The organism is Diaphorobacter sp. ED-3, from assembly GCF_027625375.1.
GTDB lineage: Bacteria > Pseudomonadota > Gammaproteobacteria > Burkholderiales > Burkholderiaceae_C > Diaphorobacter > Diaphorobacter nitroreducens.
In genome coordinates this window covers 2,605,397-2,619,730 of sequence record NZ_CP115182.1, presented here as the reverse complement: position 1 = coordinate 2,619,730, position 14,334 = coordinate 2,605,397, and the positions used below count along the sequence as shown (strand labels likewise).

General features: G+C 69.5%; 10 protein-coding genes and 1 other RNA gene. 4 read left to right on the top strand and 7 right to left on the bottom strand.

The genetic code is table 11. The annotated features are described in order from the left end of the window. Nucleotides 1–8: 8 nt before the first annotated feature. The 4 genes from PCQ86_RS12770 to trxA all read right to left on the bottom strand — a co-directional run bounded on the left by PCQ86_RS12770 (nucleotide 9) and on the right by trxA (nucleotide 4,625). Entirely contained in the window at nucleotides 9–1,079 is a 1,071-nt protein-coding gene (locus tag PCQ86_RS12770) for an HlyD family secretion protein (protein ID WP_011805566.1), read from the bottom strand. Nucleotides 1,080–1,099: 20 nt separating this feature from the next. Beyond that, nucleotides 1,100–2,545: an efflux transporter outer membrane subunit gene (locus PCQ86_RS12765; RefSeq protein WP_270173908.1), complete on the bottom strand. Its 1,446-nt coding sequence runs from the start codon at nucleotides 2,543–2,545 to the stop codon at nucleotides 1,100–1,102. Between the two features lie 245 nt (nucleotides 2,546–2,790). Next, nucleotides 2,791–4,053: a transcription termination factor Rho gene (rho, locus tag PCQ86_RS12760; protein WP_103738315.1), complete on the bottom strand. Its 1,263-nt coding sequence runs from the start codon at nucleotides 4,051–4,053 to the stop codon at nucleotides 2,791–2,793. 239 nt (nucleotides 4,054–4,292) lie between these two features. Further along, complete coding sequence (gene trxA / locus PCQ86_RS12755; protein ID WP_011805563.1) at nucleotides 4,293–4,625, bottom strand: thioredoxin TrxA; 333 nt, start codon at nucleotides 4,623–4,625, stop codon at nucleotides 4,293–4,295. A gap of 115 nt (nucleotides 4,626–4,740) precedes the next feature. Here trxA and PCQ86_RS12750 point away from each other — a divergent pair, with 115 nt between their 5' ends. The 4 genes from PCQ86_RS12750 (at nucleotide 4,741) to PCQ86_RS12735 (ending at nucleotide 12,765) form a co-directional block, all read left to right on the top strand. Beyond that, nucleotides 4,741–7,311, top strand: a complete 2,571-nt coding sequence (locus PCQ86_RS12750) for a PD-(D/E)XK nuclease family protein (RefSeq protein WP_270173907.1) — start codon at nucleotides 4,741–4,743, stop codon at nucleotides 7,309–7,311. Next, the gene (locus PCQ86_RS12745) at nucleotides 7,304–10,609 is read left to right on the top strand and encodes a UvrD-helicase domain-containing protein (protein WP_270173906.1); all 3,306 of its coding nucleotides are present in this window, start codon (nucleotides 7,304–7,306) and stop codon (nucleotides 10,607–10,609) included. The genes PCQ86_RS12750 and PCQ86_RS12745 overlap by 8 nt, the downstream gene beginning before the upstream one ends. A 103-nt stretch (nucleotides 10,610–10,712) precedes the next feature. Then, a complete protein-coding gene (locus PCQ86_RS12740; RefSeq protein ID WP_270173905.1) occupies nucleotides 10,713–11,408 on the top strand; it encodes a class I SAM-dependent methyltransferase in 696 nt (231 codons plus the stop codon). A gap of 13 nt (nucleotides 11,409–11,421) precedes the next feature. Continuing rightward, complete coding sequence (locus PCQ86_RS12735; protein ID WP_270173904.1) at nucleotides 11,422–12,765, top strand: TIGR03862 family flavoprotein; 1,344 nt, start codon at nucleotides 11,422–11,424, stop codon at nucleotides 12,763–12,765. A gap of 84 nt (nucleotides 12,766–12,849) precedes the next feature. On the opposite strand, the gene PCQ86_RS12730 is transcribed toward PCQ86_RS12735, so the two are convergent. The 3 genes from PCQ86_RS12730 to PCQ86_RS12720 all read right to left on the bottom strand — a co-directional run bounded on the left by PCQ86_RS12730 (nucleotide 12,850) and on the right by PCQ86_RS12720 (nucleotide 14,177). After that, a complete protein-coding gene (locus PCQ86_RS12730; protein WP_270173903.1) occupies nucleotides 12,850–13,485 on the bottom strand; it encodes a hypothetical protein in 636 nt (211 codons plus the stop codon). A 275-nt stretch (nucleotides 13,486–13,760) separates the two neighbouring features. Next, an RNA gene (gene ffs / locus PCQ86_RS12725) (signal recognition particle sRNA small type) lies at nucleotides 13,761–13,857 on the bottom strand. Nucleotides 13,858–13,898: 41 nt separating this feature from the next. Further along, complete coding sequence (locus tag PCQ86_RS12720; RefSeq protein WP_270173902.1) at nucleotides 13,899–14,177, bottom strand: hypothetical protein; 279 nt, start codon at nucleotides 14,175–14,177, stop codon at nucleotides 13,899–13,901. Nucleotides 14,178–14,334 lie beyond the last annotated feature (157 nt).

Below are 14,334 nucleotides of genomic sequence, written 5' to 3'. Positions count from 1 at the left end.
ACGGTCCGTCAGGGGGCCACGACGTTGTGCAGGTGCGCCGGCCAGTCGCGGCCCTCGTCCAGCTTGATCCAGGCCTGGCCGGGCAGGCCGGTCTTCACCTGCGTGATGTGCTTGCGCAGCAGCTCGGGGGCGATGCGCGCGCGCACGCGGAACATGAGCTTTTGCCGCTCGCTGGCCGTCTCCACGGTCTTGGGCGTGAACTGCGCCGTGCTGGCGACGAACGACACCTTGGCCGGGATCACATACTGCGGTGCGGCGTCGAGCACGATGCGCACCTCGGTTCCCAGCGCTACGCGGCCGGCCACGGTCTCGGGCAGGAAGAAGCTCATGTACACGTCGGTCAGGTCCACCAGGTTCAGCAGCTTGCCGCCGCCGCCCAGCACCTCGCCGGGCTGGGCCAGGCGCAGCTGCACGCGTCCATCGCGCGGCGCGGCGAGTTCGCTGTCGGCCAGGTCGGCGTTGATGCGCTGCACGGTCGCATCGGCGGCTTTTACCGCCGATTCGGCGCCGGCCACCTGGGTGCGCGCGGCAACGATGGCCGCGCCCGCGGCCTGCGCCTGTGCCTGCGTGGCCTTCAGCGCGGCCTGTGCGCTGCGCACGCGGGCCCGGTCATCGTCCAGTTCCTGCTCGGAGGATGCGCCCTCGCGCGCCAGCGTCTCCGACCGTGCCGCGCGGCGCTGAGCGGCGTCCAGGTCGGCCTCGCGCTGGGCGATCAGGGCCTGGGCGGCCGTGTGCTCGCTCTCGCGCAGTGCCACCTGGGCGCGCGCGGAGGCCACGGCCTGCAGGGCGCGGTCGCGGCTGGCCTCGGCCTCGCGCTGCTGGGCCAGCAGGCTGTCCACCTGCATGCGCGCCAGTGTCTGGCCGGCCTGCACGAAGTCGCCTTCCTGCACCAGGATCTCGGCCACGCGGCCGGCGTACTTGGTGGCCACGTCCACCTCGGTGGCCTCGATGCGCCCGTTGCCGCCCACAAGGCCGGCGTTCTGCTGCGTTTCCTTCCACTGCAGCCAGGCGTAGCCGCCCAGTGCGGCGATGGCAGCGATTGCGGCTGCGGCGATGAGGATTTTCTTGGGAATGGTCATGCGAGGGTCCCGTTGGGTTGTCAGCGCGCGGGCGCGCCGCCGCCCAGCGCGGCATAGACGGCGATGTGTGCTGCCTGCAGCGCATAGCGTGCCTGCACGAGTTGCTGCTCGGCGGCCAGCAGGTCGCGCTGGGCATCCAGCACTTCGAAGTAGGGCGTGGCACCGTGGTCGTAGCGCAGTTGCGCCAAACGTGCGCGTTCATGCAAGGCGTCGCGCTGGGCCTGCTGCAGCGTGATCTGGCGCGCGGCCGTGGCGCGCGTGGCCAACGCGTCTGACACTTCGCGGAAGGCCGTCTGCACGGTCTTTTCGTAGTCGGCCACGGCGATGTTCTGGCGTGCGGCGCTCAGATCCAGGTTGGACTGCAGGCGCCCGCCGTCGAAGAGCGGCAGAGAGACGCTGGGAGCGAACGTCCAGGCGCGGCTGCCGCTGTCGAACAGGCCGTCCAGGTGCGCGCTGGCGGTGCCCGCACTCGTGGTCAGGGCGATGCGCGGAAAGAACGCTGCGCGCGCGGCTTGTACGCGGGCGTTGGCGGCGTGCAGGGTGTGCTCGGCGGCGGCAATGTCGGGGCGGCGCAGCAGCAGGTCGGAAGGCAATCCCGCGGGCACGGTGGGAAGGGCGACGGCAGCCTGGGGCGGCGCCAGGGCCAGCGCATCCCACGGTACGCCCACGAGCTGCGCCAGCGCATGGGCCTGCAGTGCCTGCTGCTGCGCGAGCTGGGTGCCGATGGATTCGGCCTGGTACAGCAGAGATTCCACCTGCGTCAGCGCCAGGCGCGAGATGGCGCCGGCCGCGTGGCGGCGCCCGAAGATGCGCAGGCTCTCGCGGCGCGTGGCGATGGTGTCTTCTGTCAGCGCGATGCGTTCCTGCGTTTCGCGCCATGCGAGGTAGTTGCGTGCCACCTGGTTCACCAGTGCGGCCTGGGCGGCGCGGCTGCCTTCGGCGGAGGCGAAGTAGGCCTGCTGCGCTGCCGCCTCCAGGCTGCGCACGCGGCCCCACAGATCCAGCTCCCAGTTGCTGATGGCAAGGCCCACGCGGTGCTCGCCGGTGGTGACGGCGCGGCCGGCCACGTTCAGGTCCCCCGGCACGCGGGCGCGGGTGTGGCTGCTGCCCACGGCCAGGGTCGGCCAGCGATCGGCGGACTGTAGGCCCAGGGCGGCGCGCGCCTCGTCCACGCGCAGCATTGCCAGGCGCAGGTCGCGGTTGTTTTCGAGCGCCTGGCGCACCAGGCCTTGCAGTGTGGGGTCGCGGTAGAACATCCCCCACTCGGCCTGGTCGTCAACGCTGACGGTGCCGTCATCGAAGGCGACGGGTGGCACGGGCCATGCGGCGGGCAGCAGCGCAGGGGAGGGTACGTCCGTTCGCACCCCTGCCATGCATCCGGCGACTGTGACGCAGATCCCGAGCAGGCCCGTGCGCAGCGCTGGGCTGTCAAGGAGCGACACGAGGGCGGGGAGGGCGAAGGGCATACGCAGGCCGGCGATGGTAATCCGCAATTTCGTTCGCAGCGCCCGGTCCTTTGGGCGCCCCATTGCGGGCCACCATGCTATCGAAATGAGATGACAGCCAGTATGGGCCGGCGCGTCGCGCCGTGTCTTGAGGCGAATCAAGTGAGCGGTGGGCGGGGAGTCACGCCTGCACGCAGCGAGGGGCAATGGGCGGCCATGAAAAAGCCCCGCACGAAGGCGGGGCTGGGCAAAAGCGGTGGAGCAGGTCAGCCGCCGCGGCGCATGGCCTCGAAGAACTCCACGTTGTTCTTTGTTTCCTTCATCTTCTTGATCATGAGTTCCATGGACTCGATCTCGTCCATGTTGTACATGAACTGGCGCAGGATGCGCGTCTTCTGCAGGATCTCGGGTGCCAGTAGCAGTTCCTCGCGGCGTGTGCCGCTCTTGTTGAGCTCGATGGCCGGGAAAACGCGCTTTTCGTAGAGGCGGCGGCTCAGGTGGATTTCGCAGTTGCCCGTGCCCTTGAATTCTTCAAAGATCACTTCGTCCATGCGGCTGCCGGTATCGACCAGCGCCGTGGCAATGATGGTCAGCGAGCCACCTTCCTCGACCTTGCGCGCCGCGCCGAAGAAGCGCTTGGGGCGTTGCAGGGCGTTGGAGTCCACGCCGCCGGAGAGCACCTTCCCGCTGGAGGGCACCACGTTGTTGTAGGCGCGGGCCAGGCGGGTGATGGAATCCAACAGGATCACCACGTCCTTTTTCAGTTCCACGAGGCGCTTGGCGCGCTCGATCACCATCTCGGCCACATGCACGTGGCGTGCGGCGGGCTCGTCGAAGGTCGATGCAATGATTTCGCCCTTGACCGAGCGCTGCATCTCGGTCACTTCCTCGGGGCGCTCGTCCACCAGCAGCACCATCAGGTGCACATCGGGGTTGTTGGCCGTGATGGCATGGGCGATGTGCTGCATCATCACCGTCTTGCCGCTCTTCGGAGGCGCGACGATCAGCGCGCGCTGGCCGCGGCCGATGGGGGCGATGATGTCGATGATGCGGCCGGTGATGTTCTCCTCGCTCTTGATCTCGCGCTCCAGCCGCATCTGCTCCTTGGGGAACAGCGGCGTGAGGTTCTCGAACATCACCTTGTGCTTGTTCTGCTCCGGCGGGCCGCCGTTGACGGAGTCAAGCTTGGTCAGCGCGAAGTAACGCTCGCCATCCTTGGGCGTGCGCACCTCGCCTTCGATCATGTCGCCGGTGTGCAGGTTGAAGCGGCGCACCTGGCTCGGACTGATATAGATGTCGTCGGTGCTCGCGGTGTAGCTGGTGTCGGGGCTGCGCAGGAAGCCGAAGCCGTCGGGCAGGATCTCAAGCACGCCGTCGGCAAAAATCTGCTCGCCGGCTTTTGCACGCTTCTTGATGATGGCGAACATCAGCTCCTGCTTGCGCATGCGGCCGCCGTTTTCGATTTCCAGGTCTTCGGCCTGCTTGAGGACTTCAGACACGTGCAGTGCCTTGAGTTCGTTAAGGTGCATGGAGTGACTCCTGGACGGAGTGGAAATGTCTGTGTGAGGGGAAGGGCTGCGTTTCGTGCGGGCCATGGGTGATGGCGGACTTGGCGAGCCTGTGATCCGGAGCCGGCCGCTGGGTGCACGTGCGGCGAGGCGATCAGCGCGAATTATGACAGGAAAAGTTCTGCGCTATTCGCAGGTTGCCCGGGTGCTGCGCACCTCGGAAGACTGCCGGCCGCGGAGGGCGGCCGGCAAGAAGGGAATCAGGCCAATTGCTGGTCGATGAAGGCGGTGAGCTGGGCCTTGCTCATGGCGCCTACCTTGGTGGCGGCGAGTTCACCGTTCTTGAACAGCATCAGCGTGGGAATGCCGCGGATGCCGAACTTGGCGGGAATCTCGCGGTTCTCGTCCACGTTCATCTTGGCGATGGTGAGCTTGCCCTGGTAGGCGCCAGCCACCTCGTCCAGGATGGGGGCGATCATCTTGCAGGGGCCGCACCACTCGGCCCAGTAGTCCACCAGCACCGGAGTGCCGGCTTTCAGCACGTCGGCTTCAAAGCTGGCGTCGGAGAGATGTTTGATGAGTTCGCTGGCCATGGCGCGTTCCTTGGTTCCTTGTGTGAGCAGTGGGCGATGCCGGTACGTATAAAGTCCAGTCATTGTGACAGAAACCGAATCCCCGCATCCTCATATGGCCGGTGCTTGTAACGCTATGACACCCATAGCAAAAGACGATCACGCCGCGGCGTGCAGCGCGGGGTGGCGCGCGGTTTTCGAGCAGGTGCGCTCAGCGGCAGCGCAGCGCGGCGCGCACCTGGCGGCCACCGTGGTGCTGGTGCCGTACGCCCAGCTCATGGGCGAGGCACGCCGGCAATGGCAGCGCGCCTACCCGCAGGGTTTCGCGCCGCGCTTCGAGACCACGCGTAACTGGGCTTCCCAGCTGGGCGCGCCTCTGGCGGAGGGCAGCGAGTACGCGGGCGATATGGCGCGCGATGCGGTCACCGCACGTGCATTGCTCGACCGCGCCGGTCTTGCCGCGCACCGCGAAGTCCTCAGCGGTCCGCTGCTGGAGATGGCCGCGCAGTTGGCGGTGGTGGCAGCGGCCGTGGCTCCTGACCGGCGCCCGGACTGGGGCGAGGCGGCGCGCGCCCTGCTGCCGGCGGCGGGCGACGGTGGCGCGCTCCGGCTGGAGGCCGCCGCAGCGCGCATCGCCCTGGAATGGGTGCTGGCCTCGCGCCACGTGGGGGATGTGCTGTTCGAGTCTGGCGTGCGTGCGGCCGTGCCGCTGCTGGTGGTGGTGCAGGGCTTCCAACCCGACCCCCTGGCCCGCACGCTGGCACGGCACTGGGGGGAGGCGGGCCTTGTCGTGGACCTGCCGCAGGTGATGGACGGCAGGAAGGCCGGCGTGCCAACCTTGCATGCCGTGCCCGATGCCGAGGACGAGGCCCAGCGTGCCGCCGCCTGTGTGCTGCAGCACCTGGCGCAGGGACAGGCGCCCGTGGCACTGGTGGCCAACGACCGCGCGCTCACCCGCCGCATCAGCGCCTTGCTCGGCGGCGCAGGCGTGGCTGTGCACGACGAAAACGGCTGGCTGCTCTCCACCACCCACGCTGCGGCGCGGCTGATGGCGGTGTTGCAGGCCTGTGCCTGGGACGCCACCGCCGATGCCGTGCTCGACTGGCTCAAGCAGTCGCCCGCGGTGGATGGGGCCGCACTGCGCGCGCTGGAGCACTGGCTGCGCCGTGCGGGCGCCCGGCATTGGAGCGGCGCGGCGACGCAACTGCAGGCGTTGGCTGAGCGGCGCCCGGCCGAGGCCGCGTTGGCGGACCAGGTACAGGTCTGGCGCGCGCAGCTGCGGGCCGCGCGGCCGCTGGCCCAGTGGTTGCAGTCGCTGCGCGTGCTGCTGCAGGACTGCGGCCTGTGGGACGGGCTGCAGCAGGACGAGGCCGGTGCGCGCGTGCTGGCCGAGCTGCGCCTGCCCGAGGGCCTGCAGGACGATCTGCAGGACATGGACGGGGCCGGTGCGCGCATGGCGCTGGCGGACTTCACGCGCTGGGTGGGAGAGGTGCTGGAATGCGCGCGCTATCGACCGGCCTATGTGGACGATGCACCCGTGGTGGTTCTGCCCCTGCCGCAGCTGCTGGCGCGCCCGTTCGCTGCGCTGGTGCTGCCCGGCTGCGATGAGAAACGCCTGCAGGCCGCGCCTGAACCGCCCGGCCCCTGGACGCAGGCGCAGCGCGAGGGACTGGGGCTGCCTACGCGCGACCTGTTGGCCGCCGCGCAGCGCGCCGCCTGGCGGCAGGCCCTGCGTATTGCGCGTGTCGACCTCCTGTGGCGCGTGGGTGACGAGGGGGGCGAACCCCTCCTGCCGAGCCCGCTGGTCCAGGCGCTTCGGCTGGACGGACCCGGCACGGACGGTGCCGATCCCCGGGTGACGCGCAGCGTGCCCGTGGCACCCACGGCGCGTCCGCTGCCGGTGGGCGCGCAGCTGCCGGTGCAGCGGCTATCGTCCTCGGCATATTCCGACCTGCGCCACTGTCCTTACCGCTTCTTCGCGCTGCGCCAACTGCAGCTGCAGGAAGACGACGAACTGGACGCCGGGCTGGACAAACGTGACTTCGGCACCTGGCTGCATGCCGTGCTGCAGCACTTCCATGAGGCGTTGCAGGACGCGCCCACGGGCGACGCCGCGGCGCGCACGGCGCTCATGGACGAGGCGGCTGCGCGCGCCACGCGCGAGCTGGGGCTGCAGGAGGGCGACTTCCTGCCCTACGCCTCGGGCTGGCCCGCGCTGCGCGCCGGCTATCTGGAATGGCTGGGCAAGCACGAAGCCGCTGGCGCCTGCTTTCGCCAGGCCGAGCTGCGCGCGCGCCAGCCGCTGGGCGCGCTGGAACTGGTTGGCACACTGGACCGTGTGGACGCCGTGCGTCCGCAGGGCGGCGGCGAACCCCTGGCGCTGGTGATCGACTACAAGACCGAGAGCGACGCCCTCACGCGCGGGCGCATCAAGGCCGGGGCCGAGGACACGCAGCTCGCCTTCTATGCCGCATTGCTGCAGGACGACACCCTGCGGGCCGCGTACGTGAATGTGGGTGAGCGCGGCGAAACCCGGCTGCACGAGCAGGACGACGTGGTGCACCTGCGCGACTTGCTGCTGGGCGGCATCACGCACGACATGCAGCGCATTGCAGCCGGCGCGCCGCTGCCCGCGTTGGGCGAGGGCAGCGTGTGCGAATGGTGCGCCGCGCGCGGTCTGTGCCGCAAGGATTTCTGGAATGAGTGAAGCTGCCGCGCAAGCCGCCTACGAACACAACGGCCAACCGGTCACGCGGGAGGCCTTCTACGCCATTGCCTGCGACCCGCAGCGCAGCGTGGCCGTGGAGGCCTGCGCCGGCGCCGGCAAGACCTGGATGCTGGTCTCGCGCATGCTGCGCGCGCTGCTGGACGGCTGTGCGCCGCACGAGATCCTGGCCATCACCTTCACCAAGAAGGCCGCCGGCGAAATGCGCCAGCGCCTGCAGGAATGGCTGCAGGAGTTTGCGGCCAAGCCGCTGCCCGATCTGGAAAAGGAGCTGATTGCAAGAGGAATCGGGCCGCAGCGCGCTCTGGAAAAGCGCGAGCAGCTACAAAAACTATACCGTCAGACGCTGGACGCGGGCCGCCCCGTGCAGATACGCACCTTTCACAGCTGGTTTGCGGCGCTGCTGGGCACGGCGCCGCTGGCGGTGCTGGAGCAGCAGGGCCTGCCCGCCCATTACGACTTGCTGGAGGATGACGCCGAGGCAGTGCGCGAGGTCTGGCGCCCCTACCTCGCCGCCGTGGCGCAGGACGCCGCGCTGCGCGCGGATTACGAAGCCTGCGTGGCACATCACGGCCGCTCGCAGACGCACAAGGCGCTCGAAGGCGCGCTGGCCAAGCGCGTGGAGTTCGCGCTGGCCGACGAGGCGGGCGTGGTGGACGCATCGATCCCGCATTTCGGCACGCAGTTCGCGGACCTTGCCGGCTTGCACCATCCGGCCGATGCGCTGGCCAGCGACGCAGCGCGCCAGCGCTGGCATGCCTGGGCCCAGGTGCTGGGGGCGCAGGCGAACAAGACGCCGCAGAAGGCCGCCAACGCGGTGATCGACGCCTGGCTGTGCGACGACCTGGGCCAGCGTCTGGACACGCTGCGCAAGGCCTTCTTCGTGGCCAGCGAGGATCGCCTGTCCAAGAATCTGGAGAAGTTCGCCGCCGCGCAGGAGGCCGAGGGCGAACTTCAGCGCCTGTGCGCCGCGCGCCGCCAGCACGAGGCCTGGCTGCACCAGCAGCGCATGGCGCGGCTGGCGCGTGCGCTCATCGCGCAGTTCGCCCAGCTCAAGCGCGAGCGCGGCTGGGTGGACATGAACGACGTGGAGCGCACGGCGCTGGTCATGCTGTCCGACCCCATCCTCTCGGGCTGGGTGCAGGAGCGGCTGGACGCGCGCGTGCGCCACCTGCTGGTGGATGAGTTCCAGGACACCAACCCGCTGCAGTGGCAGGCGCTGCATGCCTGGCTGGCCGGTTACGCGGGCGCGGGCGGCGGCCAGCAGCCGCCCAGCGTGTTCATCGTGGGTGACCCCAAGCAGAGCATCTACCGCTTTCGCCGCGCCGAGCCGCAGGTCTTCAAGGCCGCCCAGGCCTTCGTACGCGAGGGGCTGGGGGGCGACTTGCTGGCCTGCGACCACACGCGGCGCAACGCCATCGGCGTGATCGCAGCGGTGAACCAGGCCATGCAGGCGGCGCAGGCGCAGGGTGAGTACGCGGGCTTTCGCGACCACACCACCGAATCGCGCGACCCGGGGCAACTGCTGCGCCTGCCCCCGATCACGGCGCCTGACGGGGGTGATGCCGCCGCGGCCACTGCCCCCGAGTGGCGCGACACTCTGACCCAGCCGCGCCATGAAGCCGAGGAAACCCTGCGCATGCGCGAATGCGCGCAGGCTGCGCAATGGGTGGCGGCGCAGATCGCCGCGGGCGTGCAGCCGCAGGAGATCATGGTGCTCGCGCGCAAGCGCGACCGGCTGGCCTCCCTGCAGGAGGCCCTGCGCGCGCTGCACGTGCCCTGCGTGCAGCCCGAGAAGGCCGAGCTGGGCGAGGCGCCCGAGGTGCAGGACATCGTCGCGCTGCTGGATGCCCTGGTCTCACCGGGGCATGACCTTTCGCTGGCGCGTGCGCTGCGCTCGTCGCTGTTCGGCCTGACGGATGACGCGCTGGTGCAGATTGCGCTGCGGGTACGCCAGACGGCCGCAGAAGGATCCCCGTGCAGCTGGTTCGACGTACTTCAAAAAAGTGAGCTGCTTCCGCCCGACCTGCAAGCGCTGGCGCCTGTTTTGGCTCAATACAAGCGATGGGTGGAAACACGCCCCCCCCACGATGCGCTGCATGCCATCTACGAACACGGCGACGTGCCCGCGCGCTTTGCCGCCGCGGCTCCCGCCTCGCAGCGTGCGGGCGTGCTGGCCAACCTGCGCGCTTTGCTGGCCGCGGCGCTGCAGCAGGGCGGGGGACGCTACCTCACGGCCTATGCCTTCGTGCGCGCCATGAAGCGCCCGGGCATGCGCGCACCCGGCCGCGTGGAGGCGCAGGCCGTGCGCCTGCTCACCATCCACGGCGCCAAAGGGCTGGAGGCGCACAGCGTGCTGCTGCTGGACACCGATGCGCGCGCGCAGAAGGCCGAGACCATGGGCGCGCTGGTCGACTGGCCGGGCGAGCAGGCCGCTCCGCTGCGCTTTGTCTTTCTGGCCAGCGAATCCAACCCGCCGCCCAGTGCGGTGGACCTGCTGGCGGCGGAACTGGCGGAGCGCCAGCGCGAGGAGCTCAACACCCTCTATGTGGCCATGACACGCGCCAAGCATTGCCTGGCCTTGTCGGCGGTGCAGTCCAGCACGGCCGCGCCCGGCAGTTGGTGGAACCGGCTGGCCGAGTCCCTGCAGGACGCGCCAGTGCCGCCCGCCGCGCCATTGGGCGATGTGGCTGACGATGCCGCCGTCGCGTTGCCGCAGCTTCCGCCGTATGCGGGGGCTGCGCCGGGGGCACAAGCCGCTGCGGCGGGTGCTCCCGCCTCCACCCCGCAGTCGCGCCAGGGCGAGGCCATGCACCAGTTGCTGGAGCAGGCGGGCGTGGTCGGCGCCCTGCGGGCGGGCGGCGTGTGGCCCGCGCGGCGGCTGGCGCAGCTGGCGCGCGATTTCGATATCACGACGGAGGCTGCCGCACAGGCCGCAGCGATGGCGCGGAGCATTCTGCAGGGCGAGGGTGCCTGGGCGTGGAACCCCGATCACGTGGAGCAGGCCCTCAACGAAGCGCCGCTGGTCTACCAGGGCCAGGGTCTGCGTCTGGACCGCCTGGTGCGGCTGCGCCAGCCGCGCGAGGGTGCGCGCTGGTGGGTGCTTGACTACAAAAGTGCCACCGCGCCCGAGCGCCAGCCGCAGCTGATGGCCCAGCTGCGCCTGTACCGCGAAGCGGTGGGAGCGCAGTTTCCGGGCGAGCGGGTGGGCGCGGCTTTCTTGACGGGCGATGGGAGGCTGGTGGTCGTGGACGCGCCAGGGCAGGGCGTGCTGTTCTGACCGGGTGGGCAGGCGCCGGGCCTGTGGCCGGCGTACGGGAATACCCCGCGTCGTGCGCAGGGGTAGGTACCATCGGTTGATTCTGCCGATTGATCGATGACCCATGAACCACACCCTCGTCCCTGATGAACTGGATGTCCTGGTCGAGTTGCTGCCAACCCCCGGCACGCGCGTCATCGAACTCGGATGCGGCGGTGCGCGCATGGCGCGGCAGATGCTGCAGCGTTGGCGGGACATGCGGTATCTGGGGCTGGAAGTGGACCTCCGGCAGCACGCAATCAACCTGCAGGACACGCCGCCGCGCATGCGCTTTGCGGTAGGTGGTGCGCAGGCCATTGCAGGCGATGACGCGCAGTTCGACCTGGCGCTGATGCTCAAGTCCCTGCACCACGTGCCGCTGGATGCGATGGACCAGGCGCTGACCGAAGTGGCGCGCGTGCTGCGTCCCGGCGGGCATCTGTACGTTTCGGAGCCGGTCTACGAAGGCGCGCTCAACGAGATCGTGCGCCTGTACAACGACGAAGGCATCGTGCGCGCGGCTGCGCAGGCGGCGCTGGATCGCGCCCTGGCCGTCCGCAGCACCTGGGAGCAGGTGGCGCAACGGCGATTCGACATGCCTGTGCATTTCGAGGACTTCGCTCAGTTTGAGCGGCGGATGATGAACCCCACCTTTGCCGACCACCGCATCGACGCGCGCTTGCGCGAGCGCGTGGCGGCGGCCTTCGCGCCGCATTGCTCGATGGAGGGAGCGCACTTCGTGCGGCCCATGCACGTGCGCCTGCTGCGGCGTGTGGGTTGATGAAAGCAACACCATGATGGATACGGATCTGCGATCTTGCGAGATCGCCGTGATTGGCGCGGGGCCGGCTGGCCTGATGGCCGCCGAGACCGCCGCAGCGGCGGGCCTGAGCGTGCAGGTGTTCGACGCCATGCCTTCGGTGGGACGCAAGTTCCTGCTGGCGGGCAGGGGCGGGCTGAACCTCACGCATTCCGAACCGCTGGCGGCCTTCATGGCGCGCTATGGCGATCGCCAGCAGGCGCTGACGCCCTGGTTGCGAGACTTTGGCCCCGAGGACTTGCGCGCGTGGGCTGATGCCTTGGGCACGCAGACCTTCGTCGGTACTTCGGGCCGGGTGTTCCCCAAGGACATGAAAGCCGCGCCGCTTCTGCGTGCCTGGCTGCAGCGCTTGCGCGGGCAGGGGGTGCAACTGCACATGCGCCATCGCTGGATGGGCTGGGCCGACGCATTGAATGGCATCACGCCGCCTGTGCTGCGCTTTGCCGCGCCGGCGGGAGAGGTGCGGGTAAGGGCGCGCGCCGTCGTGCTGGCCCTGGGCGGCGGCAGCTGGGGCCGTCTGGGCTCGGACGGTACCTGGGCGCCGCTGCTGGCGCAGCGCGGCGTGCCTGTGGCGCCGCTGGCGCCGTCCAACTGCGGTTTCGACGTACCGCGCGTGGATGCGCCCGTGGGCGAGACGCGACGAGAGTTCTTTCTGGAGCTCATCGGCCGGGGCGCGCCCCCCGTCGGCTGGACGCCGCATTTCGTCGAGCGCTTCGCGGGCCAGCCCTTCAAGTCGGTGGTGCTGTCCTTCACCGACAGCCAGGGCCGGCGCTTTGAGCGGCGCGGGGAATTCGTGGCCACGGCCACGGGCGTGGAAGGCAGCCTGGTCTATGCGGTCTCCAGCCTGCTGCGCGACGAGATCGTGGCACACGGTCACGCCACCTTCCACCTGGACCTGCTGCCCGACCACACGCCCGAGCGCGTGCTGGCCGAGGTGCGCCACCCGCGCGGCTCGCGCAGCCTTTCCACCCACCTCAAGAGCCGGCTGGGCCTGGACGGCATCAAAACCGCCGTCCTCTACGAACAACTGGGCAAGGACGGTATGTCCGACCCGGTGGCGCTGGCCCATGCCATCAAGGCCTTGCCCATCACCGTGGTGGCAGCACGCCCATTGGATGAGGCCATCAGCACGGCCGGCGGCGTGGCCTTCGAAGCGCTGGATACGCGCCTCATGCTGCGCACCATGCCCGGGGTTTTCTGCGCGGGCGAGATGCTGGACTGGGAGGCGCCCACCGGGGGGTATCTGTTGACTGCGTGCTATGCCACCGGGCGTGCGGCAGGAGCGGGTGCCGCGCACTGGCTGGCAACGCAGGCGTAGCACAGCAGGGGCGCCGCCTTGGGCCATGCTCTGCGGTCATTGCGGGAAGGTCGGCGTCAACCCAGAGCGTTGCTGAGCGCGCGGTCAAAACTTCGCGCGGTAATACACCATGGGCCCGCCGCGGCGGGCGCGCAGCACCAGCCGCGCATCGCCTTGCAACTGCACGCCGATGGCGCCCAGCTCGGGGACCAGACCGCGCGTGCGCGATGCGGACCATTGCACCTCCAGACGGGTGCCGAAGTTGCTGCCCTGGTCGCGACCCCAGATCATGCCCATGGCGTCGTGCAGGCCCGTGTGCGGGTGGGTGCGGGCCCAGGCCTGCAGGTCCAGCCGTACGCGCGGCTGCAACTGTGATCGCCAGCGCAGACCCAGGTCGTAGGCCAGCGGGGTGCCTGGCGGGTAGGCCGGGCTGACGGATCCCGCGCGGGCCGCGCCGTCCGACGGAACCACCACGCCCAGCGTCAGCCCCAGGCGTGAGGCTTGCAGCGGCGTGAGCCAACGGGTGATGTCCGTGTACTGAACGCTGTTGCCGAATGCTGCGCGCGGAAGATCGCTGCCGGTCAGGTCGGGGTAGGTGGCGGTGTCCTGCGTGAAGGCGGCGGAAGAAGGCTCATCCTGAGCCTGTCGCAATGCGGCCGCAGCACCGTCTGGCAGGCTCTCATCGCCCCGGGCGGGAAATGCCGCGCACAGGCACAGCAGGCACACAACGCCCCAATCCATGGCCGGCCGTGGCAGCGGCCGGAGCAGATGACTTGCAAGCAGCGCGGACATGGCAGACAGCATGGCGGCACGGGACAGCAAGAAAGTGGATCGGTGGCGAGAACTCCTGGGGCGCAGTATGGACCGCGGGCACGTGCTTGTCGCGATCGCCGTGCTTGTTCCACTGTAGGACGGAGCTGACGCATCGCGTTCATGTGCGGGAACGCCGCAACCGCCCGATGAAGCGCAAAGCGCTCAGGCGACGCAAAAAAAAAGAATGGGAAAGGAAAGAAGAAGGTGACGAGCCTTACCCCCGGCACTGGCTCCACAGTTAGGGCTGCTTGGTTCCCCACCTGACCCGGTTGGCCGCTTCACCATGCGGGGAGGCCCGTCGCCTGTGATTGTACGACGAACCACGCTCTGCCCGTGGCCTGTCAGAACTTTGCCCGGTAGTACAGCATGGGGCCACCGCGCCGGACGCGCAGCAGCAAACGTGAGTCGCCCTGCAGCTGCACGCCGATGGCGCCAAACTCGGGCGTGCTGGGCAGCGAGTAACCGTCTGGCTCGGGGTAGTCCCGCGCACGCAGATCCAGGGCCGCAGGTAATGCCTGGTGCTGCGTCGGTGGATCGACTGCGGAGATGTCTTTAGAACCATCCTGGGCCTGCGCCGGCGGCTGCAGGCACAGACACAGTAGCCAGCAGGCGAGACGCACCCCAGCCGACCGGGTCGGCGACCCTTGTCGCGATAGCCGCCTGCGGGCTGCAAGGGATGGAAGCAGGGCGGGCAACATGGCGGTACGGTGCGACTGGCAGTATGCAGTCGTTCCCGGGGAGTATGAAACCTGGCAGAGAACAGATCACCCTCGGTCG

Bases quoted from the DNA above. Each gene is read 5' to 3' on its own strand.
- PCQ86_RS12770 (WP_011805566.1), bottom strand. From the start codon at position 1,079: ATGACCATTCCCAAGAAAATCCTCATCGCCGCAGCCGCAATCGCTGCC.
- PCQ86_RS12765 (WP_270173908.1), bottom strand. From the start codon at position 2,545: ATGCCCTTCGCCCTCCCCGCCCTCGTGTCGCTCCTTGACAGCCCAGCG.
- rho (WP_103738315.1), bottom strand. From the start codon at position 4,053: ATGCACCTTAACGAACTCAAGGCACTGCACGTGTCTGAAGTCCTCAAG.
- trxA (WP_011805563.1), bottom strand. From the start codon at position 4,625: ATGGCCAGCGAACTCATCAAACATCTCTCCGACGCCAGCTTTGAAGCC.
- PCQ86_RS12750 (WP_270173907.1), top strand. From the start codon at position 4,741: ATGACACCCATAGCAAAAGACGATCACGCCGCGGCGTGCAGCGCGGGG.
- PCQ86_RS12745 (WP_270173906.1), top strand. From the start codon at position 7,304: ATGAGTGAAGCTGCCGCGCAAGCCGCCTACGAACACAACGGCCAACCG.
- PCQ86_RS12740 (WP_270173905.1), top strand. From the start codon at position 10,713: ATGAACCACACCCTCGTCCCTGATGAACTGGATGTCCTGGTCGAGTTG.
- PCQ86_RS12735 (WP_270173904.1), top strand. From the start codon at position 11,422: ATGATGGATACGGATCTGCGATCTTGCGAGATCGCCGTGATTGGCGCG.
- PCQ86_RS12730 (WP_270173903.1), bottom strand. From the start codon at position 13,485: ATGGATTGGGGCGTTGTGTGCCTGCTGTGCCTGTGCGCGGCATTTCCC.